This window comes from Pseudoalteromonas sp. 2CM41L, assembly GCF_023161905.1.
Classification (GTDB): Bacteria; Pseudomonadota; Gammaproteobacteria; order Enterobacterales; family Alteromonadaceae; genus Pseudoalteromonas; species Pseudoalteromonas atlantica.
Genome location: NZ_JALNTN010000009.1, coordinates 98014 through 122110, shown reverse-complemented (window position 1 = coordinate 122110; position 24097 = coordinate 98014). Strand labels below are relative to the sequence as shown.

Genomic DNA, 24097 nt, shown 5'->3' with positions numbered 1-24097 from the left:
GAGTATAAGTAATGGGACAAAAAGTTCATCCTACTGGTATTCGCCTAGGTATATCTAAACCTTGGGTTTCTACCTGGTACGCGAGTTCTAAAGATTTCTCTGATCAGCTTTTTGGCGATCACAAAGTACGTACTTTCCTTACAAAGGAATTAAAAGCGGCTTCTGTGTCTAAAATCGTTATTGAGCGTCCAGCAAAATCGATCCGCGTAACAATTCACACGGCTCGTCCGGGTGTTGTTATCGGTAAAAAAGGCGAAGACGTTGAAAAGCTACGTCAAGCGGTAACTAAGATCGCAGGTGTACCTGCTCAGATTAATATTTCTGAAGTACGTAAACCAGAGTTAGATGCACAACTAGTAGCAGACGGCATTGCCTCTCAGCTAGAGCGTCGTGTTATGTTCCGTCGCGCTATGAAGCGTTCGGTACAAAATGCAATGCGCATCGGTTCTAAAGGGATCAAAGTTGAAGTTAGCGGTCGTCTTGGCGGCGCAGAAATCGCACGTTCAGAATGGTATCGTGAAGGTCGTGTACCTCTACATACTCTTCGTGCTGATATCGACTACGCAACTTCTGAAGCCTTAACCACTTATGGTATCATTGGTGTTAAAGTTTGGATCTTCAAAGGCGAAGTTATTGGTGGTTTACCACTAGTACAAGAGCAAGAGAAGCCAGCTAAACGCGCACCAAAGAAAGCCAAGAAAAGTGCTAAGTAGAGGTAGCGAGTAATGTTACAGCCAAAACGTACAAAATTCCGTAAAATGCACAAAGGCCGCAACCGCGGTTTAGCGCAAAACGGTAACAAAGTAAGCTTCGGTACTTTCGGTTTGAAAGCTACTGGTCGTGGCCGCATGACTGCTCGTCAAATCGAAGCAGCTCGTCGTGCTATGACGCGTCACGTGAAACGTCAAGGTAAAATCTGGATCCGTGTCTTCCCTGACAAGCCGATCACAGAAAAGCCTCTTGAAGTTCGTATGGGTAAAGGTAAAGGTTCTGTTGAATATTGGGTTGCTGAAATTCAGCCTGGTAAAGTACTTTACGAAATGGAAGGTGTTTCTGAAGAGCTTGCTCGTGAAGCGTTTGACCTTGCAGCTCGTAAACTGCCATTCAAAACAACTTTCGTAACTCGGACGGTAATGTGATGAAAGCAAGCGAACTAAAAGACAAAAGCGTAGAAGAGCTAAATGCTGAACTTCTAGGACTTCTTCGTGAGCAGTTTAACCTGCGCATGCAAGCAAGCACTGGTCAGTTAGCTCAGACACACACGCTAAGAACAGTACGTCGCGATATCGCGCGTGTAAAAACAATTATTAACCAGAAGGCAGGTCAATAATGAGCGATAAAATTCGTACTCTTCAAGGCCGTGTAGTAAGCGACAAGATGGAAAAATCTTTCACTGTTGCTATCGCACGTTACGTGAAGCACCCAATCTATGGGAAATTCATCAAACGTACTACTAAGCTACACGTACATGACGAAAACAACACAGCAAAAGCGGGTGACGTAGTTACTATCCGTGAATGCGCACCAATTTCTAAGAATAAATCTTGGACTTTAGTAGACGTTGTTTCTAGTCCAAAACAAGCTTAATTTTTAAATTAAGTAAGTTTTGTAAAAAAAGCCCTGGCTTTAGCCGGGGCTTTTTGTTTGCGTTTAAAAAAGCTGTAAGTTTGAAGCTTTCAGTTCTCAGCTGCTCGCAGTGAAGTGAAGCGCCGTAGCTTGGGTTGAGACTAGAACACTTGAAAAAAAGCACGCCACGAATACGTAATAGTCCTAATTCTAATCGAAAATAATACCAATCGTGTTAAGTTATTAGGCATTTATAGCGACAGATACAAATTTCTGATGTACGACTGTATAGATGTTTGAGGTAGAGTAATACTGGAGTAATTGCCAAGAACAACTAAATAACAGCTCTATAATTTACCAAACCTATGCCTTTGCGAGAGTAAAGCTGCAACAATAGATATTAATATGCACACGGCAGAGCCTACCACTAGGAAGCGGTTCTCGATTCGACTGACTTGCCTTTCTCCTACAATTTGATAGGTCACATCCCCCTCAATAAAGCGTTCGCCTTGGTATTGCTGAGTGACGTTAAAGGCTAAAAAGTCACCTAGCTTTGCTTGATAGGTAAAGTAGGTTTGTGGATAAAAAATTTCATATGTTGCACACAACCACGCTATCAGCCCACACATAAATAAAGTCAGGCTCATAATTAAAGTGATGTTTGAGGGCTTATGTATCGCTGAACTTATAGGTAGGCATTTATCAATACAGCCTTCGCCATAGCAAAGTTTAAGCTTTTCAATTACCTCAGTTGAGGGGATAAACTGTCCATTTTCAAGCTTTGAAAGGTACGACTGTTGAATTCCAATTTCACGCGCTGCATAAGCCTGAGTCCACTTTTTATTTGCTCTAAGGCGTTTTAACTCCATTCCTAACGCTTGCATACCCTCTGCTCTTATTTGATTCGTTAAGCGTTTTATTATCGCTAAAATTAGTATTTATAAATAGTCTAAAAGCGTATATTCATGCTTATTAATATAAAGAATATTATGAATATTAATAGCTTATATTAAATTTAATAAAATATAAGGTATGCTCAATTCGATTTTAATAAGGAGATATAATATGCCGAATAAATTTACTAGCGCTATTTTAGTGCTTATCAGTTCACTGTTTTTTATAAACCCCAGTTACGCAGAGCCTGTTTTTGCAATTAAGGCCAGTATTTATAAATTACAGAATGAGATTACCGTAGATAGTAAAATAGAGCAGGCTTTAAAAAATCTAAGCCCTACGCATCAACCTCAGCTACTCACGCTATTAAATAAAAGTGCAATGATAGAAATTGGTGATGATACGCAAATGACGGCGCTTGAAGTAAAGCCTAACGCAGAGGGGTCGCACTTTAACGCTAGCTTGAAGCTAAAAGAGCAGGTTGATGGCAAGTGGGAATCTATTTCTTCCTTTATGCCGCAAATCCCAAATGGGCAAACAGTGTATTTAAGCCGCACCTTTACAGATAAAGTATGGCTGATAAAAATTACAGGTAAACGCTACGAATCAATAGAACGTGCAGAGCAGGCCTTAAATCAAAAGTAATGCCTGTTAGTTTACCGCACAGTGAGTGGCTGCAAAAAAAGTTTAATATAAGTTTGCTGGTAAAGTGTGGCGTGCACGTTAGTATGCGCTAATAAAGGTACAAGGAGCGTAGTATGGCTAAGCAAACAGTGTTAATTATAGGTAATGGCCCCGTCGAAAAGGATGTAAGTAAAGCCCTAAACAGCTTTGATAGAGTGGTGCGCTTTAATATGTGTGCAAACATGCCTGCATACTTAGGCCGTAAATGTACTGATTTATGGCTAGTGGGACGAGGTAAGCAAGGCGCAATGCTTTGCGCAGCGTTTCCAGATATAGATATAACGCAGCTGAAAAATGTCATGATCACTGATCCAAAACCTAACTTATTTACTCAACCCTTTTATAAGCTAATTAACCGCAGGGGCTGTATTGACCATGGCGATGAAATAATACGCAAATATAGCCCGCGTGCAAACGTGAGTCGAATCGCCCAGCACGATAAAACAGCATTATTAAAACACTTATATACGTTTGGCAAACCTGCTTTTAAAGCTAAAACACCCAGTTCGGGAATGTTAGCTATTGAGCACTTTTTAAAGCAGCAAGCACAGGTGCATATTATCGGTTTTGGTTTTAAGGGTTGGAAGCGTCATCCGTGGGATTTAGAAAAGCAGTATGTAGCGTCACTTATTGCTAAACAAAAAGTACAGTTATTAAAAAGCCCCAGTTAATGCTGGGGCTAAAAAGTTATAACCAAGCTATTACCAAATCATCTCAACAAATTCAGGGTGATCGATATACGGATTACGATTACCTTGAAACTCATAAGCTGCTTGGTTACGGTCAAGTTCCATTTGGCTAACAGGGTCGGCGTTATGCCAGTTAAGTAGCATAGCTACTACCCAGTTTTCGAATACTTGATTGCTTGTACCATTAAGGACTGCATTACTGGCAGTTGTGTTATTTTCCCACGAGCCTATTACATTCTCGTAGCGGGTTGCCATGTAAAAATAAGCGCGGGCAAAGTCACCTTTAAACTCATCAATTGGCTCAAACACCGTACCTGAGTAATTAATAGAGCTTGCTGCTGAACCGACTTTACTACCGTTTGTTGATGTAAATGATGCACTAGCCACTTCACCAAAAGGGTAGTTACTACGTTTTGAGTTTACATAACCGTCGGTTGCATAAATGTGGTGCACGTCTGAATTCATTGGCTCATTTGTGCCGCCAAACCAGCTTTTAGGGAACGAATGCTCGCGGTTATAGCAATCTGCTTCACTGTTATAAGTACCACACTGATCGCTCACCGCGGTGTAAATATAGCTGTCGCTACCATTTGGCTTTTCACTATACATATCTAAAATACTGTTATCGTTTTCAAAGTATTTATCGCGTGCTGAAGAATCGTAAAAGTTCCAAATAGCTGAGTAACCTTGCGAGCTGTGATTTTTGATAATGTTATAAAGCTCAGTTTTTAATGCATAGCCAGATAAACCCTGAGTTGTTACGTAATAACCTGTTGGTGTTGGGTTAGTGCCACCGCCAGTATCACCACCAGAGCTATCGCTTAATTCAAAAGTTGTACTATCTGTGTTATTAAAACTTGCGCCACTGGCAAGTGTGGTGCTGCCCTGAGTGAGCGCGTAATTACCATTACCTACGTTACAGCACATACCGTCGCCATAGCTGTCACTTATAACTAGAGTGTATGCGCCATCAGTTAAACATAGTTGCTCATTATATTGTGTGTTAGAGGCATAACCACTGCCACTGGCTACGCTGCTACCTTGGCTGTTGTTAACCACCCAGCTGGTTTCGCTGCCGTAGTTATCGGTATTAAGTGTTAAAGTAAGGCTATGGTCGTTACAGCTGCCTGAAGCGCCGCCATCTGTATTAGGCAAAAAATTATCTACATAAACGGTTTCATTGCCATCAAAGCCGCTCATATCGTAAAAACGTAAACCAACATTAATGGTTTTATTACTGCTAGGCGTATAACTGTGGCTAATTGTTTGCCACTGGTTAGTTTGCGCTTGGTTAGAGTACCCTTGGTAGCCATCTACATACAGGCGGGCCCTTATGCTTCCTTCAGTGTGATATACATCCACTGAGAAATCATATGTTTTGCCCGCCTCCACACTAACTTGTTGTAATAAGTCGGTATTGCTTTGCGAGCCGGTGGTCACATTAATAGCCGCCGCGCTGTTTGCGTTATTTACGATACTGGTTGAGCGCGATACATTAATACCGCTATCAATTGTGGTCCACGCGTCAGGCGCATTGCCTGTCCACTGCTCAAATCCGCCATTTGCGACATTGGCCATTGCTGGGGTGGCGGCAATCAGTAATGCCGTGCTAAGTAACTTATTTTTGTATGTCCCGTGTGACATGATTGTTCCTATTTTTTATAGTTGAGTAAATAACATACACTATCTGCACAAGGTTACAAATTTGTTAAATACAAAATTAATAAAATAGCAATAATAAGCCTTTAAGCTGTTTTTGAAGGTCTTTATATAAATTAATAACTAAATGGAATAACAAAGCAGATTCTATTCTTTTTTTCTCACCGCATAGCCCGCTATCCTGCACACTAATAAAACCTCAGCAGAGTTACTCTGGGTGAGGTAAAACTCATTTTGAACAGCGCACCATGTGGGCTGTATGTAATTTTCAGGGTTATGGGGAACAAATTCATGTTGTTAGGTCAACTTAACGCAGCGGCAAGCCCGCTATCGCAAGAGCAAGTACAAAAGCTGCAAGGCTTAGTAGCAGAACTTAATCCGATTCAGCAAGCGTGGGTAAGTGGTTACTTAGCTGCAAATGCTAATTCTGCGGCTCTTGGTGGGCAAGCGCCTACAGCGGCTGCAAGCGATGCTGCGCCACTTACTATTTTGTATGGTTCGCAAACAGGTAATGCAAAAGGTGTGGCGACTAAGCTTAAAGAGCAAGCAGAGTCGCGCGGTCTAGCTGTAAAACTTGTGAGCATGTCTGACTACAAACCTACAGCCCTGAAAAAAGAAAAGTTTTTAACCGTTGTTGTATCTACCTACGGTGAAGGTGAGCCACCTGAAGATGCTGAAACACTGTATGAATTTTTAACTACCAAAAAAGCACCTAAGTTAGATGGCGTTAAAGTCGCGGTACTGGGTTTAGGCGACTCTAGCTATGAGTTTTTCTGCCAAACAGCAAAAGACTTTGAAGAGCGTTTAAACAAACTTGGCGCAGAAACTATTTTCCAACGTGCCGACCTAGATGTTGATTACGATGATGAAGCAGCCACTTGGATCACCGGTGCACTTGATGCATTCGAACCTGATTTAAAAGCGCAGCAAGATGCTGCTGGCGGCCAAGTTGTATCAATGCCATTTGGCGCGCCAACAGCTGCAGCAAGCCAATACACTAAGCAAAACCCATTTGCAGCAGAGCTTGTTACCGTACAAAAAATTACAGGGCGCGATTCTACTAAAGATGTACGCCATGTTGAGATTTCGCTTGAAGGCTCAGACATCACCTACTTACCTGGTGATTCATTAGGCGTGTACTTTTTAAATGATGAAGCCCGCGTAGATGAGCTACTAACACACACGCAAATCGATTCAGGCACACTTGTAAAAGTGGGCGAAGAGTCATTGCCTATTCGCGATGCATTAATCGAAAAGTTAGAGCTTACTCAGTCATACCCAGGCTTTGTAGAAAAATACGCAGTTGCAACGGGCACGCCAGAGCTACTAAAGCTTGTAGAAGATAAAGCCGCTATGCGTGAGTACATTGAGCCTCGTCAAATTTTTGATGTAGTGGCACAAAACCCTGCAAAAATAGACGCACAAACCTTAGTAGATTGCCTACGTAAACTACAAGCGCGCTTATACTCAATCGCTTCAAGCCAAAGCGAGGTTGAAGAGGAAGTGCACTTAACGGTAGGTTTAGTTGAGTTTGACGCCTTTGGCAGCGAACATTTAGGTGGCTGCTCTGGTTATTTAGCACGCCGTGCTGAAGAAGGGTGTAAAGTTAAAGTATTTAGTGAGCACAACGACAACTTCCGTTTACCTAGCGATGATAATACCCCCATTATTATGGTTGGCCCAGGTACCGGTATTGCGCCATTCCGTGCATTTTTACAAGAGCGTGACTCGCGAGAAGCACAAGGCAAAAATTGGCTGTTTTTCGGTAACCCACACTTTACACAAGACTTCTTGTATCAAGTAGAAATTCAGGGTTATTTAAAATCAGGCCTATTAAGCAAAGTTGACGTTGCATTTAGCCGTGACCAAGCCGAAAAAGTATACGTACAAGACAAACTACGCAAAAACTCAAAAGAAATTTTTGAGTGGCTAGAAGCAGGAGCGCATTTTTATGTGTGTGGTGATGCAAACCGCATGGCAAAAGATGTACACAACGCCTTAGTTGATATCATCAGCGAAAACACCGGTAAAAGCTACGAAGACGCAGAGCAATATTTAAAAGACTTACGTAGCGCTAACCGCTATCAGAAAGACGTGTATTAATCACGTTTCTTATTTTATTAACAGCTAGCAGCCGTCACTGTAACAAATTTAGGATTTAAAATGAGCGAACAAGATAAAAACGTAAAACTTTCTGATAACGAACGTTTGAAAAGAGAAAGTAACTTTTTACGTGGCACCATAGAGCAAGACTTAAAAGATGAAATTACCGGTGGTTTTACAGCCGATAACTTCCAACTTATACGTTTTCACGGTATGTACCAGCAAGATGACCGCGATATACGCCCTGAGCGCGCAAAGCAAAAGCTAGAGCCGCTGCACAATGTAATGCTACGTGCACGTATGCCTGGCGGTATTATCAAGCCTGAGCAATGGCTAGCAATTGATAAATTTGCCGATGAAAAAACAAGCTACGGCAGTATTCGTTTAACAACACGTCAAACGTTTCAATTTCATGGTGTATTAAAGCCAAATATTAAAGGCATGCACCAAATGCTTAATAGCGTTGGTATTGACTCTATTGCCACCGCAGGCGATGTAAACCGTAACGTACTATGTACGACTAACCCTGTTGAGTCAGAGTTACATCAAGAAGCGTATGAGTGGGCGGCAAAAATTTCTGAGCATTTACTTCCAAAAACGAAAGCATACGCTGAAATTTGGTTAAATGGCGAAAAAGCAGAAACCACAGAAGAGCCAATTTTAGGTTCTAACTACTTACCGCGTAAGTTTAAAACCACGGTTACTATTCCGCCTAACAACGAAGTTGATGTGCATGCGAATGACTTAAACTTTGTTGCTATTGCCGAAGATGGCAAGCTTGTTGGCTTTAACGTACTTGTAGGCGGTGGCCTAGCTATGACCCACGGTGATACGGCTACGTATCCGCGTAAAGCTGACGACTTTGGTTTTATTGCCCTAGAAGACACCTTAAAAATTGCTGAGCATGTTGTATCAGTGCAGCGTGATTGGGGTAACCGTTCTAACCGTAAAAATGCAAAAACTAAATACACACTAGACCGTGTTGGGTCTGACGTATTTAAAGCGGAAGTAGAAAAACGTGCCGGTGTAAGCTTTGCACCAAGCCGCCCTTATGAGTTTACTCACCGTGGCGATCGTATCGGTTGGGTAGAAGGCATTGATGGCAAGCACCACCTTACGCTCTTTATACAAAGTGGCCGTATTTTAGACTACCCAGGTAAGCCATTAAAAACAGGTTGTCGTAAAATTGCAGAAGTGCACCAAGGCGATATGCGCATGACGGCTAACCAAAACTTAATTATTGCCGGTGTGCCTGCCGATCAAAAAGCAGTTATTGAAGAAATTGCCCGTAACCACGGCCTAATTGATGACAAAGACACTGAGCAACGTAAAAACTCAATGGCGTGTGTAGCATTGCCAACGTGTCCGCTTGCTATGGCCGAAGCTGAGCGTTACTTACCAAGCTTAATTGAAAAAACCGAAGCACTACTTGCTAAGCATGGCATACCTGATGACAGTATTATTATGCGTGTTGTAGGTTGTCCTAACGGTTGTGGCCGCGCAATGCTTGCAGAAGCTGGTTTAGTAGGTAAAGGCCCTGGTAAATACAACGTTTACTTAGGCGGTAATTTAGAAGGTACACGCATTCCTAAACTGTACCTAGAAAACGTAGGTGAAGATGTTTACCTAGACGCGTTTGATAAGCTGATTGGCCAGTGGGCAAGTGAGCGAAACGACGGTGAATGTTTTGGTGACTTTGTTATTCGCAAAGGCATTGTTGCTGAAGTAAAAGTATCAGTAACCGATTTTCACGCTTAATTAAATACCCACGCGGAGCGTGGGTGAGGTTTAAAATTGACCATGAGTGAATTTAAAAACATATTACAGCTTGATAAGCAAAGCCAAGCGGCATTGCTTGCAGATGCAAACGGCATACTTGCACCAATGAGTGCGGAGCAGCGTGTTGCATGGGCACTAGAGAACTTACCCGATACAGCTTTTTTATCATCAAGCTTTGGTATTCAAGCGGCGGTCATGCTGCATTTAGTAACATCTCAGCGTCCTGATATTCCTGTGGTATTAACCGATACGGGTTATTTATTTCCAGAAACGTATCAGTTTATTGAGCAAATGACCGCGCGCCTATCACTTAATTTACAGGTGTATAAAGCTGAGCTAAGCCCTGCATGGCAAGAAGCTAAATACGGTAAATTATGGGAACAAGGCGAGGACGGTATTAAGCAATATAATCAGCTTAATAAAGTAGAGCCCATGACCCGCGCATTAAAAGAAATTGGTGCCGGTACTTGGTTTAGTGGCCTGCGCCGTGACCAATCATCGACCCGTGCAGATAAACAGTTTGTTGAGATAAGCCGAGGTACGGTAAAAGTGTACCCGATTATTGAATGGTCAAACCGCGATGTATATCAATACCTTACCAAGCATGATTTACCTTACCACCCATTATGGGAGCAAGGTTATGTGTCGATGGGTGATGTGCATACTACGCGTAAACTTGAGCCAGGTATGAGCGAAGAAGAAACGCGCTTTTTTGGTTTAAACCGCGAATGCGGACTGCATATTGACGGCGATGGTATTTAAAAAAAGCGAATGCTAAACAACTATTTAAACGCAACTTAGGTTGCGTTTTTTATTGCAAAAAAATTGCCTGATTAAGTATTTTTTATTAGACTTGCCTTTCAAGGATTCATTTTTAAGCAGGAACGCTATGAAATACTTCACCTACTTGGCAATATCAGTCATGATCATTGCTGTTATCTCTTTGTTTTACCTAAAAAAGCCAGATGGCCAAACATGGCTTTCTAGTTCATCTATTAGTGCTGAATCTCACAAAATTAAAGAAAAAATGGTCGCGTTATCTACCAATACGCTTAATCAGGCAGTGCAAGGTGCAAAGCAAGCAGGCGATAAAATTGCGCAGAGTGTAAACAATGATGCGGCGACAATTAAACCCGGTAGCAAAATTTATAAGTGGCAAGATAAAAACGGCCAATGGCATTTTTCAGATACGCCTAATGCAGATGGCAAAAGTATTGAGGTAAAACTTGATGCCCGTGATGTCACTGTTGTAGCCGCAGAAGACACCTCAATTTTGAGTAGCAGTGCAAGCACCTCAAAAAAGAGTATTCAACCACCTACACCTACCGTTTACAACGCTGAATCTATTCAAAAACTGTTTGAAGATGCTGAAAAGGCAAAGCAAAAATTAGAGCAGCGCAGTAAAGAGATGCAAAGTATAGGTGGGTACTAAATTTTTATTGTGCGCTTAGCATTAAAGCTTACTCAATATGAGGGGTTTTAATCGTGCGGGGTTTGTAATTAGTGAGCTGAGTTACTGCGCCTTCGTTAGGCTAAGGGCTTACAGCCAGTTAAAAGCAATACCAAGTTGCAATACTCGTTAATTATTTAGCGCATAAAAAAGCCTAGCGACTGCTAGGCTTTTTAGTTTTAAGTATATGATTAGTCAAGCATGTTACGTAAAACGTATTGTAGAATACCGCCGTGCTTGTAGTAATCCCACTCTTTAGGGGTATCTATACGTACATCGGCGCTAAAGCTGACTTTTTTGCCCTCAGCATTAGTGGCAATAATGCTCACTTCATTCGTTTTGTCGTACAAACCTTCAATATCAAACTGCTCTTGGCCAGTTAAATTTAATGATTCGTGGCTCTCACCTTCTTTAAACTGTAAAGGCAGCACACCCATACCAATGAGGTTAGAGCGGTGAATACGCTCATAACTTTGTGCAACCACCGCTTTTACACCTAATAAAAGCGAGCCTTTTGCTGCCCAATCGCGTGATGAACCGGTACCGTATTCTTTGCCAGCTAACACAATTAATGGTGTGTTACTCTTTTCATATTCCATTGCGGCATCGTAAATGCTGGCAAGCTTGTCGTCAGGTTGGGTGCGAGTAACGCCACCTTCTGTACCTGGTGCGAGTAAGTTTTTAAGCCTAACGTTCGCAAATGTGCCTCGCATCATCACTTCGTGGTTACCACGGCGTGAACCGTACGAGTTAAACTGCGCTTTTTCTACGCCTTTTTCCTGTAAGTAAATACCGGCTGGCGCTTCAGCTTTAATGGCCCCCGCAGGAGAAATATGGTCAGTGGTTACTGAGTCGCCAAGTTTAGCTAAACAACGCGCCCCTTCAATTGTTGGCACGCCTGGTGGTTCAACGCTCATGCCCTCAAAGAATGGTGCTCTTTTAATGTAAGTTGACCCATCATCCCAATCATAGAGCTTACCATCAGGAATTTGGATTTTTTGCCAACGGCTGTCGCCTTCGTATACGTTGGCATAGCTTTTTTCGAACATTTCTCTGGTTACCGTTTTTTGTACTAGTTCGCTGACTTCGCTCACGCTTGGCCAAATATTTTTCAGGTAAATATCGTTACCGTTTTCATCTTGCGCTAATGGCTCGTTGTATACATCTATGTCTGTACGCCCTGCAATGGCATACGCTACCACAAGTGGAGGCGAGGCTAAAAAGTTCATTTTAACGTCTTGGTGTATACGCCCTTCAAAATTACGGTTACCCGATAAAATAGAGCTTACAACTAGCTTGTGCTTTTGAATAGCTTCGCTAATTTCATCTGCAAGCGGGCCTGAGTTACCTATACACGTGGTACAACCATAACCGACCAAGTTAAAGCCTAAGCTTTCTAGGTCATCCATTAGGCCTGCTTTTTCAAGGTAGTCGGTTACCACTTGCGAACCGGGTGCAAGCGATGTTTTAACCCACGGTTTTACATTAATACCCAGCTGTTTAGCTTTTTGAGCCACTAAGCCTGCGGCTAAAATAACACTGGGGTTAGAGGTATTTGTACAGCTTGTAATAGCGGCAATAACACAGGCGCCATCGTTTAGTTCAAATTCTTGGCCTTTAAACTTCACTTTGGCTGCACCCATAAACTGCGCTTCGTCTACCGGTTCATCAGGGTTGGTTGTTGGGCCTTCACTTTCAATGCGCGCTTCTTCAATATCGCTTTTATCACGACGAGCCATACGCTCATCTTGGAAACCTTTTAGGTGCTGGCCTATCACATCACCGGCTTTATCAAGTGTAATTCTGTCTTGTGGGCGTTTAGGGCCTGCAAGGCTAGGTACTACGTCGTCTAATTTAAGCTCAAGGGTGTCTGTGTAATGCGCTTCGTCGCCTTCATGGCGCCATAAGCCTTGGTGTTTAGCGTAGTCTTCAATCAGTTTGAGGTGATCTTCATCGCGGTTCGTTAAACGCAGGTAGTTAATTGTTTCATCATCAATTGGGAAAATACCACATGTTGCACCGTACTCTGGCGCCATGTTGGCAATGGTTGCTCTATCGGCGAGCGGTAAATCAGCTAGGCCGTCACCATAAAACTCAACAAATTTACCCACTACGCCGTGGTTACGTAGCATTTCGGTAACGGTGAGCACTAAATCGGTAGCTGTGGTGCCCTCGGGTAAGCGGCCATTTAATTTAAAGCCCACTACCTGAGGAATAAGCAAGCTAATTGGTTGCCCAAGCATGGCTGCTTCGGCTTCAATACCACCTACGCCCCAGCCTAGCACACCTAAACCATTAATCATGGTGGTGTGCGAATCAGTCCCTACAAGGGTGTCTGGGTAGGCTATTGATTTTCCGTTTTCACTGTCGTTAAAAACAACACGCGCTAAAAACTCTAAGTTTACTTGGTGCACAATACCTGTAGCTGGTGGCACTACTTTTAAATTATCAAAAGCAGTTTGCCCCCAGCGTAAAAATTCGTAGCGCTCTTTATTTCGTTCGTATTCTAGCTTGGCATTTAAATCAAACGCACCGTCGTCACCATAGCCATCTACTTGTACTGAGTGGTCAATTACAAGTTCAGCAGGAGAAAGCGGATTTATTTTTGCAGGATCGCCACCTAGTTTTTCCATTGCATCACGCATGGCTGCTAAATCAACAATGGCGGGAACACCTGTAAAGTCTTGCATTACCACACGTGCAGGCGTAAAGGCTACCTCAGCTGAGGGCTTTGCTTTAGGGTCCCAGTCAAGAAGGGCTTGAATGTCTTGTTCTTTAATATTTACGCCATCTTCATTGCGTAATAGGTTTTCTAGTAATACTTTGAGAGAAAAGGGCAATCGCTTTGCTTTGTCGCCTAATCCTTTAAGTGAGTGAATATGGTATTGCTCGCCATTAATCGTTAATTGTTGTTGGGTGTCGAAACTATTCATTTTTTGCCCCTTTGATAGTTAGGATTATGTCCTTGATAAAATAACGTGTTTATTTGCCAATAGTTTGCAAAGTGCATACCAGAGATAATAAATATGACAAATCAGGCTAAAAAGCAGGTAGCGCAATGCATGTTTTTTAGACAGTACTAAGTATAGAAGTGCTACCTAAAATTGTTTTTTCAAGTAGCAAAATAATGAGTTTACAAAAGGGGGGGAAGTTAGTTCAACCAACCTTGTTGTTTGCTTTTTATACTTAAATATAAAAGCAAAAACGCAATAACAATCACTAAAATAGGCATAAACACCGCGCTTATCCCCAGCATTTTAATGCTATTTATCACAATGAAATTATAAAATTGCTGAATAAATATCGCTACCAACGATAACGCAAAGGTAGGCGTTGCAAATGCATTTTTGGCCAATAGTAGTATGCAGCCAAGGGTGCCACCAAATACCGCTACAGCAAATGCAATGGTAGACCACAAAGGCACGTTTGAATATGCAGCTTGTTGATCTAGCGGAAGTTTACTTATCATCTCGGGGGTCATCATAAGGTGCATTATAAATGCAAACACACCTAATAAATTCCAGATAAGTGCTGCCCACAGGGCGGGTTTAAACCAATTGGGTGTGGCTGAGGTTGTCATATTATTACCTTGTTTTTATTGTATTTTACGAGGTAATTAAAGAGCAAAAAGGCTAACTGTTCAAGCTAGCCTATACATATAATAAAAACGGCACAAAGCGCTAAGGGCTAGCCAAATGAGATAGGGCGGCGCCCTGTATTTTCATCAACCTTTGGCTTTTTAGTGCGCTTTCTTTTATTTTTTGCCGGCTTTTGAGCTGTTTCATTAGGTGTTTTTTCTGGCTGCGGCTGGGTTGTTGCCACTGGGCGCTCTACAGGAGTCGCATCTTCACTTAAAGTGAGTTGAAAAAGATCGCCATCAAATTCAAGTACATCGCCACTGTATAATTTTTTCCGTTTTATTGTACATATTTCATGGTTAACCCCAACATAGCCTTGCGCTATTAGGTTTTTAGCTTGGCCGCCACCTTCTACTAAATCGAGTACTTTTAGTAATTTACAAAGCTCTATAGGTTCTTCTTCAAGTTCAATTTCAATGTATTCTTCTGACATGGTTATCTCTGTTGGTGGCGCATAAGCAGCAAGTATAAAGGCTTGCACTGTTTTTTGCACCTAGCAAGCTCGCCCGAGTGGGATAAAAAAGAGTGATAAATATAAAACTTTTTTCAACTTTAAAAAAACTGCAGCATTTGATGCGTATGCTCTAGCAAAAATTTGGTGTGCTATTTGCTATTGCTTTGGCAAATAAAAAATCGTACCTAAAACATGGTAATTATCTCACCGTTTTAATTGTTTAGGTCTGCATATAATTGGAGCAGTAAATGGGCATAAGATTAGCAATGAAAAAAGAGCTAATGGGCTTAGATAATTCAGATATGCTGACAGCAGATGATGTAAGAGCTCACTTAGCTAACTCGGTAAAAACACAAAAAGAGCAAGATGAACGCGGCTTTTCGGTTATTTCTAAGTTTAACGATACGCACAGTCGGCTAATTAGTGGTGATCCACTTAAAAAATCAAAACTGGAATTTGAACGTCATCGCTTATTTAACGAAGTTTTATATACGCGCCAAAGTGTAGATGCCTGGTTAGACAGCCAAACAAATTATACCAACGTACAATAATACTTAATTAAGCACATGAGTATTAAGTTGCTATAGATAGTTTCCTCCAATAGACTACAATTGTAATCATTGGAGGGTCACTATGAAAAATGGCATTTTAATCTGTATGTGGGCGCTATTATTAACTGCGTGCCAACAACCTACCGTTTATGTTTTTAGCGAAAACTTGCAAGATGAGCAGCGCAAGCAGCTCGATGCTGCGCTAAAAGCACAAAATCTTCCTTATGAATACGTAGCGCTGGCAATTCCATCTAACTTTGGTGAGGCTACATTACTCTTATCAAGCGATAAAATTTACCCAAAAGAAACTGAGCAGTTAGCTACTATTATGCAGGGGCTAGGTTACGAGCCACAAGTTAACTATACAACGCGTTCAAATCATTTTTATGGTGATGGCAATATAGGCTTTTATTTAAAGAGCACTGATGGAGAAGACGCTTTTACTATGCCGTCTCGGCTAAGAACAACTCATTGCAGCGAAGACAAGTACAATGATTTACTCGTCACATTTACAGATAAATATGCTGACTTTACCTTACCCAGTGGCGCTGTTGTAAGGTTAGGTTGGGAGTTTTTATATGGTTATGTTGTTATTTATTATAAAACCTACTCGCAAACATATAGCCACTCACAGCCGCTTGTAGCGACGCCCTTTGGCGCTAAGCCATCCGATACGTATACATTTACGGCGCATGTTAATCACCCCAGCTGGCTTGATTGCTCACTACAAATTGTTTATATGGACTGAGGGATAGAGTTAACCGTGGGTTTCTATGTGCTCACTCAGCTTTGCAATGCGCAGACTCATACCTTCTATGATTCTATCTTTAATTTTTTCGCGTATTACATTAGGCAAGCGAGTAAGTGCCTCTGGGGTAATGGCAAGTACTATGGTGTCGGTTTTAGCGCGAGCGCTCGTACTGCGCTCGCGGTTATTAATAAATGCGCCTTCACCGATAAACTCACCGGGCTCTATAGTGCCAAGCTCCAGCAAGTGGTTATGTTTAAAAACAAGTAACGCACCACTTAATACAATGTATAAGCGTTTGTCGTTATCGTATTGTTTAAATAAAAACTGATGCTGGTTAACTAAATACAATAACCCAAACGACTCTAGTAGCACTTGGCGTTCAGCAAGGCTGAAGTCTTTAAAAAAGTGCAATCTATTCACTATTTCCATTTGTTTAAACAATGGAATGTGTTCTATTAATTTCATCCTAGGGCCAACGAGTAACAGTTAGAAACTAGCTAATATTGCGCTCTTTTAATTTGCGGGTCAACGTGTTGCGCCCCCAGCCAATTTTTATGGCTGCATCTTGTTTATGGCCAGAGCAATTAGCCAGTGCTGTTTTTATAAGGCGAGTTTCAAGCTGAGCTTGAATATCAGGCCAAATGTTTTCTTTACCTTGCTTAAGCTCTTGGTTGAGCCATTGCTGAAACGCATCAAGCCAATCACCTTCTTGTTGAACAGGTGCTGCATCAATGATCTCTGGTGGTAGGTCTTGCTCACTTACTAATTCACCAGGGGCCATAACGGTTAACCAGCGACAGGTATTTTCAAGTTGGCGCACATTACCAGGCCAGCTAAATAGCCTAAGCTGCTCTGTGGCTTTTGGGCTTAGCACTTTACTTTCTACTTGTAGGTCTTTTGCGCTTTTGTGTAAAAAGTGCTGCGCTAGGCGCTCAATGTCTTCAGTTCTTTCTCTAAGAGCCGGTAAACGAAGGCGCACAACGTTTAAACGATGAAATAAATCGTCCCTAAATTTACCCTGTTTTACTAAATCTTCTAAATTTTGATGCGTTGCAGCAATAATGCGTACATCAACTTTAATACTTTGGTGCCCGCCCACACGGTAAAATTCACCATCGGCGAGTACACGTAATAAACGTGTTTGCACATCCAGTGGCATATCGCCAATTTCATCTAAAAACAGTGTGCCGCCATTGGCTTGTTCAAAGCGGCCTTTACGAACGCTATCGGCACCAGTAAATGCGCCTTTTTCGTGGCCAAATAGCTCAGACTCCACAAGCTCTTTTGGAATAGCGGCCATGTTTAATGCAATAAACTGGTTTTCTTTACGTGGGCTGTGGTTATGCAAAGCGCTGGCAACAAGCTCTTTACCTGTGCCAGACTCACCATTAATTAGTACGCTCATACTTGAAGCCGACAGTTTACCTATCGCTCTAAACACTTCCTGCATCGCAGGGGCTTCGCCAATAATGTGCGCGCTTTTAGGTGGAACTTGTTTACGCTTAGTTTTTTTAGTTGAATTTGCTCTACAGGCACTTTCGATTAATGCCACGGCTTCGTTTAAATCAAATGGCTTGGCTAAGTACTCAAACGCGCCTTTTTGAAATGCGTTAACCGCTGAGTCTAAATCTGAGTGGGCGGTCATTATAATAACCGGCAGCCCTGGGTTTTGCTCTGCTATGAGTTCAAGCAATGCCATGCCGTCCATGCCTGGCATCCGTACGTCAGATACCAACACGGTTGGCTGGCTAAATTTTAGCGCGCTTAACACGTCTTGCGCATTTGCAAAGCTTTCTGCTTCAAACCCTGCGCGTGTCAGCGCTTTTTCTAATACAAAGCGAATTGATGCGTCATCATCTACAAGCCAAACTGTTTTCATGCCAACTCCAAAACATTAATCTGCAAAAGGCAGATAGATATTAAATTCAGTATGGCCAGGCCAGCTATCGCAGTCTATATAACCGTCGTGCTGATCTATGAGCGTTTGTGCGATTGAAAGCCCTAGCCCTGAGCCACCTTCTTTGTTGGTGATCATCGGGTAAAACAATGTTTCGCGAACGCTTGGGTCTATGCCTGGTCCATTATCAGAAACCTGGATCAACAAGGCTTTTTTAGGGGCTTTTCCGGGGCGGCGATACTGATGATTAATGCGGGTTTTTATTTTTATTTCACCGCCATCAACTAACGCCTGTTGAGCATTGCGTACAATATTAAGTACAACTTGCTGAACCTTGCCTTGGTCAATAAACACATCAGGGATACTTGGGTCGTAATCTTTAACTAGACTAATATTTTTACAATTATCTAATGTGCTTAATTTAACAACCGACTCAAGTGTTTGGTGAATATTGCCATACGACTTTTGCGGAAGCTGATTTGGCCCAAGTAGCCTATCAACTAATTCGCGTAATCGGTCGGCTTGCTCAATTATAAGCTCAGCGCATTCGTCCCTTTCTTGTTGATCTACCTCATACTGCAATAACTGCGCCGCTCCGCGTATTCCCCCTAAAGGATTTTTAATTTCGTGAGCAAGCCCTCTAATTAAATTTCGTGCAGCTTGATATTGATGCATTTGGTTAGAGGCTTTGTCGTGTTTTATTTCTTCATCGGTTTTACGACACTCAAGTAAAATATAGCGTTCGTTTTTAAACTTAACTTGGCGCGATGTAATAGCTATTTTTGCATGGCGAGAATCTATAAAGACCACGTCAGCTCTGTGCTGGCTGCAATCTACACCATCAATAAGTGAGTACTGGGCTATGCGCTCTAAATCCACAGAATGGTAATTAAATAAGCTGTTAAAGGTTTGCCCAATAATGCGCTTTTTACCCAAGCCGAGTAGTTCGCTGGTGCTGGTGTTGGCATAAACAAGGGTAAAACTTTTATCAAGTAACATGACCGATGTAGTTTGATTTTGCCAAATGGCATTGAGAAGTTCAGGGCTAAAATTTTGTTCGTTTGACATCTTTGCACCACTTTAGTGCGTTAATATTTGCAAGCAAGTTTTAATCAGTAAATACTGCTGCGCTAATTTTGCTTCATGAGACATTGTACTTAATTTACAGCCTTTCTTTGCATCACAAAGGTACTGGGCTGACTGATAGCAATGGCTTGATTTTGTTTATTATAAAGTTTGAGATACAAAGTATGAGCTCCGTTTTCTACATCCCGAATGGCAAACGTTGATAAATCGCTTGCGGGCCCATAAGCGTTACCGTTTAAAAATAGCTGTATGGTAAAGCCAGCTTCAAAACGGGGTGTTATGCGGCTTGTTACGTACACCGAGCCGGTGTTTTCGCGTACGGTTTGGTTATGTGTAGGCGACGATATCATAATTTGAAAACGGTTAGGGTGCGTTGGTTGTGGTGAACCAGGGGTGTGTTTATCGGTTTCAGACAGGGTAAGATCTTGGCTGCTTAGTTTTATTTCGTGCGCGCCACTACGTGGTGTATCTGAGAACACTAAAACACCATTTTTATCTTTCCAAGCATAAATTTTCTTATTGCCTGCATAACTATAAATGCTTAATCCTAAAGCAAAAAATAGTAATAATATCCTGTAATTCACATTGCTACCCTGCATATTTTGTAATTACATAACTTTAGTGGAGATAACCCTAATTTACCATAAAAAAAAGCCCGCTAAGCGGGCTTGAGAACACACATTTATTATCTTATCGATAATTTTGTCTACGGCGTATTAAACGCTGTAGTACATTTCAAACTCAACTGGGTGAGTTGTCATGTTAAGTTTTTCAACTTCTTGAGATTTAAGAGCAATGTAAGCATCGATTAAATCATCAGTGAATACGCCACCTTGCGTTAAGAATTCACGGTCAGCACTAAGTGCTTCTAGCGCTTCATCTAGTGAAGATGCAACTTGTGGAATTTCTGCTGCTTCTTCTGCTGGTAGGTCGTATAAATCCTTGTCCATAGCATCGCCAGGGTGGATCTTGTTTTTGATACCGTCAAGGCCAGCCATAAGCATTGCAGAGAAAGCAAGGTATGGGTTAGCAGTTGGATCTGGGAAGCGTACTTCAATACGACGACCTTTTTCAGATGGTACAACTGGAATACGGATTGATGCAGAACGGTTACGTGCAGAGTATGCAAGCATTACCGGTGCTTCAAAACCTGGTACTAAACGTTTGTACGAGTTAGTTGAGGCATTTGCAAACGCATTGATTGCTTTAGCGTGCTTAATAATACCGCCAATGTAGTAAAGTGCATCTTCAGAAAGACCACCGTACTTATCACCAGCAAAAAGGTTAACACCGTCTTTTGCTAAAGATTGGTGACAGTGCATACCAGAACCGTTATCGCCTACAACAGGCTTAGGCATAAATGTGGCCGTTTTTCCGTAAAGGTGAGCCATGTTATGAATAACATATTTCATCTCTTGGATTTCATCCGCTTTTAATACCATTGTATTAAAGCGAGTTGCGATTTCGTTTTGACCCGCTGTTGCAACTTCGTGGTGATGCGCTTCTACTACTTGGCCTAGTTCTTCAAGTACTAAACAAGTAGCTGAACGCCAATCTTGTGAAGAGTCAACTGGTGAACATGGGAAGTAACCACCTTTAACACCTGGGCGATGACCTGTGTTACCACCTTCGTAGTCTTTATCTGAGTTCCATGCTGCTTCAACAGCATCAATTTTGTACATAGAACCTGACATATCTGACTTGTATTTAACATCATCAAATAGGAAGAATTCTGGCTCAGGGCCAAATAAAACTGTATCTGCGATACCGGTAGATTTCATGTACTCTTCAGCGCGTTTAGCAACTGAACGAGGGTCACGCTCGTAACCTTGTAGTGTAGATGGCTCTACAACATCACAACGTACGATTAGCGTAGCTTCTTCTGTGAATGGGTCTAATTTTACTGAATCAGCTACTGGCATAAGTACCATGTCTGATTCGTTAATGCCTTTCCAACCTGCAATTGAAGAGCCGTCGAACATTTTGCCGTCTTCAAAAAAATCTTCATCTACTTGGTGATGAGGAATAGAAACATGTTGTTCTTTACCTCTAGTATCAGTAAAGCGTAAATCAATGAACTTAACGTCATTTTCTTTAATAAAATCTAAAACCGATTGTGACATGTGTCCTCCAACTGTTGGGTTTTATTATTGCTGCATTAAATGCTTTGGTTTTTTAGTAAGCCGATTTTATGCCATTATTTTAACTTGCTGTTTATTAAGTTAAAAATTATGGTTGCACAAAAGTGGTCACGCGCTTTGCACTTTTATGGTGCGTAAAATATCCACATTGGTGCAAAAATTTCACGCTCGATTCTGCACGTATTTTAATCACCTAAATCAGCTTAACTTAAATAGTAAATAGTGCCAAAGCAATCAACAAATTAGCTAAAAAACGACAATTTATGTAATTTGTCGAAATTTATTTCATATAATTGTCATATAAAAAACAGATACTTAGTAAAAGTATTAAGAAAGTTTTTAAAATTGTATTGGATAAACTTTCATCCATGTCATTAATGAGGGATAATATGCGCCCTTTTAAATCCTATGCTGGGACATCTGGTGAAAACGCAGATGAGTGCGTAGATCTTGCAGGATCAATGAGAATAAACTTCTCTGAGTAAAAATATGAGCATCGAACAGTTAAGAAATATAGCGATTATCGCGCACGTTGACCACGGTAAAACGACATTGGTTGACAAACTACTTGAGCAATCAGGTACATTAGAAACACGCGGCGGTAACGAAGAGCGTGTGATGGACTCAAACGACATTGAGAAAGAACGTGGTATTACCATTTTGGCTAAAAACACAGCCATTTCTTGGAAAGACTACCATATCAATATCGTAGATACCCCGGGACACGCCGATTTTGGTGGTGAAGTTGAACGCGTACTTTCGATGGCTGACTCAGTATTATTACTTGTTGATGCTCAAGAAGGTCCAATGCCGCAAACGCGTTTCGTAACGCAAAAAGCATTCGCGCAAGGCTTAAAGCCAATTGTTGTTATCAACAAAATCGACAAGCCAGGTGCACGTCCTGATTGGGTTATGGATCAAATCTTTGATTTATTCGACAACCTTGGTGCAACTGACGAACAGCTAGACTTTAAAGTAATCTACGCTTCAGCAATCAACGGTTGGGCTACACTAGATTTAGACGAGCCGTCTGACAACATGGAACCTATGTTCCAAATGATCGTTGACGAAGTATCACCACCGGATGCAGATCCTGAAGGTGACTTCCAAATGCAGATTTCTCAGCTTGATTACAACTCTTATAAAGGTGTAATCGGTATCGGCCGTATCAAACGTGGTTCTGTTGTGCCTAACCAGCAAGTAACGATTGTTAGTGCTGATGGCTCTACGCGTAACGGCAAAATTGGTTCAGTACAAAGCTACCTAGGTCTTGAGCGTATCGAAACAGATAAAGCTTACGCTGGTAACATTGTAACGGTAACAGGTCTTGGCGAGCTTAAGATTTCAGATACTGTTTGTTGCCCTAACAACGTTGAAGCATTACCACCACTAAGTGTTGATGAGCCAACAGTAACAATGACGTTCTCTGTAAATAACTCTCCTTTCTGTGGTAAAGAAGGTAAGTTTGTAACATCACGTAATATTCGTGAGCGTTTAGACAAAGAATTAGTACATAACGTTGCACTTCGTGTTGCAGATACTGACAACCCAGATAGCTTCCGCGTATCGGGCCGTGGTGAATTACACCTTGGTATCTTAATTGAAAACATGCGCCGTGAAGGTTATGAGCTAGCTGTATCTCGTCCAGAAGTAATCTTGCGTACTGTTGATGGCGTATTAGAAGAACCGTACGAAACACTAACAATTGACTGTGAAGAAGAGCATCAAGGTTCTATCATGGAGCAAATTGGTCTTCGTAAAGGTGAACTTACTGATATGGCACCAGATGGTAAGGGCCGTATGCGTTTAGACTTTATGATCCCAAGCCGTGGCTTAATCGGTTTCCAAACTGAGTTCATGACGTTAACTTCAGGTTCTGGTTTACTTTACCATACATTCGATCACTACGGTCCGCACAAAGGTGGCGAGCTAGGTGTTCGTAAGAACGGCGTAATGATTGCAAATGCTACAGGTAAAGCACTTACTAACGCATTATTTAACTTACAAGAGCGTGGTAAATTATTCATCGGTCACGGTGTTGAAGTTTACGAAGGTATGGTTATCGGTATTCATAGCCGCGATAACGACCTTACAGTTAACGCACTTAAAGGTAAGCAACTTACTAACGTTCGTGCATCTGGTACAGATGAAGCACAAACATTGACGCCACCATTGAACTACACACTTGAGCAAGCGCTTGAGTTCATCGATGATGACGAGTTAGTAGAAGTAACACCTGAGAACATTCGTATTCGTAAGCGTCACTTAACTGAAAGTGAGCGTAAGCGTGCGGGTCGTGCTCCAAAATCATAATCTATTAATTTAGAGTAATGGTTTAAAAGCCGCTGTATTGCAAAATACAGCGGCTTTTTTGTGGGTTAAAACAAGAGTTGTCAGCTATAAGTTATCAGCGGTCAGTTTAGAACGGCGCAGCTAAATAGGCTGGTTTAAGCTGAAAGTCAGTAGGCTATATAAACCTGCAACAATGCATAGTGGTAGTGCGTGTTGGTTGGGGGTTTTTTCGTTGGGTTTCGCTACGCTCAACCCAACCTACTTCTCAACTATTTATTAGTAGTTACTTTTTGGCGGTTGAGTGGTTTTTCCAAATACCTCAGTGTTTATAGTTCGTTCTATAGTGAAACTGCCACAATGTATTTACCTCTCAAAGCGCAGCGCCTCTTATTTTCTTTGTGAATAATTCACTTAAAAAATATTTGCACAAGGAGAAGGGAATGAGAAGTAAAAGAGTCAGATC

The 24097-nt window shown here is 41.7% G+C and carries 23 protein-coding genes; 13 read left to right on the top strand and 10 right to left on the bottom strand.

Going from position 1 to position 24097, the window contains the following annotated elements; translation table 11 throughout:
- Positions 1-11 precede the first annotated feature (11 nt).
- From rpsC to rpsQ, 4 genes are read left to right on the top strand one after another with little or no spacing between them, the layout of a single operon-like run.
- A complete protein-coding gene (rpsC, locus tag MTF64_RS12250) occupies positions 12-713 on the top strand; it encodes a 30S ribosomal protein S3 (protein WP_004588691.1) in 702 nt (233 codons plus the stop codon).
- A gap of 12 nt (positions 714-725) precedes the next feature.
- Positions 726-1139, top strand: coding sequence for a 50S ribosomal protein L16 (rplP, locus tag MTF64_RS12245; protein ID WP_002957890.1), 414 nt, complete (start codon positions 726-728; stop codon positions 1137-1139).
- Positions 1139-1330 (top strand): 50S ribosomal protein L29, encoded by a 192-nt coding sequence (rpmC, locus tag MTF64_RS12240; RefSeq protein WP_004588692.1) that lies wholly within the window; start codon positions 1139-1141, stop codon positions 1328-1330. The genes rplP and rpmC overlap by 1 nt, the downstream gene beginning before the upstream one ends.
- Positions 1330-1587 carry a 30S ribosomal protein S17 gene (rpsQ, locus tag MTF64_RS12235; protein ID WP_004588693.1) on the top strand — a complete coding sequence of 86 codons (258 nt, stop codon included), beginning with the start codon at positions 1330-1332 and terminating at the stop codon, positions 1585-1587. Before rpmC ends, rpsQ begins: the two co-directional genes overlap by 1 nt.
- A gap of 326 nt (positions 1588-1913) precedes the next feature.
- On the opposite strand, the gene MTF64_RS12230 is transcribed toward rpsQ, so the two are convergent.
- A complete protein-coding gene (locus tag MTF64_RS12230; RefSeq protein ID WP_248451553.1) occupies positions 1914-2450 on the bottom strand; it encodes a helix-turn-helix transcriptional regulator in 537 nt (178 codons plus the stop codon).
- A 181-nt stretch (positions 2451-2631) separates the two neighbouring features.
- Here MTF64_RS12230 and MTF64_RS12225 point away from each other — a divergent pair, with 181 nt between their 5' ends.
- Both MTF64_RS12225 and MTF64_RS12220 read left to right on the top strand, forming a co-directional pair.
- A complete protein-coding gene (locus tag MTF64_RS12225; protein WP_004588695.1) occupies positions 2632-3105 on the top strand; it encodes a hypothetical protein in 474 nt (157 codons plus the stop codon).
- Positions 3106-3218: 113 nt separating this feature from the next.
- Positions 3219-3815 carry a hypothetical protein gene (locus tag MTF64_RS12220; protein WP_248451551.1) on the top strand — a complete coding sequence of 199 codons (597 nt, stop codon included), beginning with the start codon at positions 3219-3221 and terminating at the stop codon, positions 3813-3815.
- Between the two features lie 30 nt (positions 3816-3845).
- On the opposite strand, the gene MTF64_RS12215 is transcribed toward MTF64_RS12220, so the two are convergent.
- A complete protein-coding gene (locus tag MTF64_RS12215; RefSeq protein ID WP_248451550.1) occupies positions 3846-5477 on the bottom strand; it encodes an endonuclease in 1632 nt (543 codons plus the stop codon).
- A 306-nt stretch (positions 5478-5783) separates the two neighbouring features.
- On the opposite strand from MTF64_RS12215, the gene MTF64_RS12210 reads away from it, so the two are divergent.
- The 4 genes from MTF64_RS12210 to MTF64_RS12195 all read left to right on the top strand — a co-directional run bounded on the left by MTF64_RS12210 (position 5784) and on the right by MTF64_RS12195 (position 10806).
- Entirely contained in the window at positions 5784-7595 is a 1812-nt protein-coding gene (locus tag MTF64_RS12210) for an assimilatory sulfite reductase (NADPH) flavoprotein subunit (RefSeq protein WP_054983363.1), read from the top strand.
- Between the two features lie 60 nt (positions 7596-7655).
- On the top strand, positions 7656-9353 hold the full coding sequence (gene cysI / locus MTF64_RS12205; protein ID WP_024031990.1) for an assimilatory sulfite reductase (NADPH) hemoprotein subunit: 1698 nt from the start codon (positions 7656-7658) through the stop codon (positions 9351-9353).
- Between the two features lie 42 nt (positions 9354-9395).
- Positions 9396-10136 carry a phosphoadenylyl-sulfate reductase gene (locus MTF64_RS12200; RefSeq protein WP_004589442.1) on the top strand — a complete coding sequence of 247 codons (741 nt, stop codon included), beginning with the start codon at positions 9396-9398 and terminating at the stop codon, positions 10134-10136.
- A gap of 127 nt (positions 10137-10263) precedes the next feature.
- Entirely contained in the window at positions 10264-10806 is a 543-nt protein-coding gene (locus tag MTF64_RS12195) for a DUF4124 domain-containing protein (RefSeq protein WP_004589443.1), read from the top strand.
- 209 nt (positions 10807-11015) lie between these two features.
- On the opposite strand, the gene acnA is transcribed toward MTF64_RS12195, so the two are convergent.
- The 3 genes from acnA to MTF64_RS12180 form a co-directional block, all read right to left on the bottom strand.
- The gene (acnA, locus tag MTF64_RS12190; protein WP_248451549.1) at positions 11016-13757 is read right to left on the bottom strand and encodes an aconitate hydratase AcnA; all 2742 of its coding nucleotides are present in this window, start codon (positions 13755-13757) and stop codon (positions 11016-11018) included.
- A 218-nt stretch (positions 13758-13975) separates the two neighbouring features.
- The gene (locus tag MTF64_RS12185; protein WP_024031993.1) at positions 13976-14404 is read right to left on the bottom strand and encodes a hypothetical protein; all 429 of its coding nucleotides are present in this window, start codon (positions 14402-14404) and stop codon (positions 13976-13978) included.
- 107 nt (positions 14405-14511) lie between these two features.
- Positions 14512-14895 (bottom strand): RNA-binding S4 domain-containing protein, encoded by a 384-nt coding sequence (locus MTF64_RS12180; RefSeq protein WP_054983404.1) that lies wholly within the window; start codon positions 14893-14895, stop codon positions 14512-14514.
- Positions 14896-15164: 269 nt separating this feature from the next.
- Here MTF64_RS12180 and MTF64_RS12175 point away from each other — a divergent pair, with 269 nt between their 5' ends.
- Both MTF64_RS12175 and MTF64_RS12170 read left to right on the top strand, forming a co-directional pair.
- Positions 15165-15467, top strand: a complete 303-nt coding sequence (locus MTF64_RS12175) for a hypothetical protein (RefSeq protein WP_004589447.1) — start codon at positions 15165-15167, stop codon at positions 15465-15467.
- 82 nt (positions 15468-15549) lie between these two features.
- Complete coding sequence (locus MTF64_RS12170) at positions 15550-16215, top strand: hypothetical protein (protein WP_248451548.1); 666 nt, start codon at positions 15550-15552, stop codon at positions 16213-16215.
- Positions 16216-16224: 9 nt separating this feature from the next.
- Here the strand turns inward: MTF64_RS12170 and MTF64_RS12165 are convergent, their stop codons facing one another.
- From MTF64_RS12165 to glnA, 5 genes are all read right to left on the bottom strand, one after another.
- Positions 16225-16683 carry a cyclic nucleotide-binding domain-containing protein gene (locus tag MTF64_RS12165; protein WP_054983366.1) on the bottom strand — a complete coding sequence of 153 codons (459 nt, stop codon included), beginning with the start codon at positions 16681-16683 and terminating at the stop codon, positions 16225-16227.
- 28 nt (positions 16684-16711) lie between these two features.
- The gene (gene glnG, locus MTF64_RS12160; protein WP_004589451.1) at positions 16712-18097 is read right to left on the bottom strand and encodes a nitrogen regulation protein NR(I); all 1386 of its coding nucleotides are present in this window, start codon (positions 18095-18097) and stop codon (positions 16712-16714) included.
- A 15-nt stretch (positions 18098-18112) separates the two neighbouring features.
- The gene (gene glnL, locus MTF64_RS12155) at positions 18113-19183 is read right to left on the bottom strand and encodes a nitrogen regulation protein NR(II) (RefSeq protein ID WP_054983367.1); all 1071 of its coding nucleotides are present in this window, start codon (positions 19181-19183) and stop codon (positions 18113-18115) included.
- 89 nt (positions 19184-19272) lie between these two features.
- Positions 19273-19785 (bottom strand): DUF4124 domain-containing protein, encoded by a 513-nt coding sequence (locus tag MTF64_RS12150; protein WP_024031997.1) that lies wholly within the window; start codon positions 19783-19785, stop codon positions 19273-19275.
- Between the two features lie 132 nt (positions 19786-19917).
- Entirely contained in the window at positions 19918-21324 is a 1407-nt protein-coding gene (gene glnA / locus MTF64_RS12145) for a glutamate--ammonia ligase (RefSeq protein ID WP_024031998.1), read from the bottom strand.
- 507 nt (positions 21325-21831) lie between these two features.
- On the opposite strand from glnA, the gene typA reads away from it, so the two are divergent.
- Positions 21832-23655 carry a translational GTPase TypA gene (gene typA / locus MTF64_RS12140; protein ID WP_004589455.1) on the top strand — a complete coding sequence of 608 codons (1824 nt, stop codon included), beginning with the start codon at positions 21832-21834 and terminating at the stop codon, positions 23653-23655.
- The last annotated feature ends 442 nt before the right edge of the window (positions 23656-24097 follow it).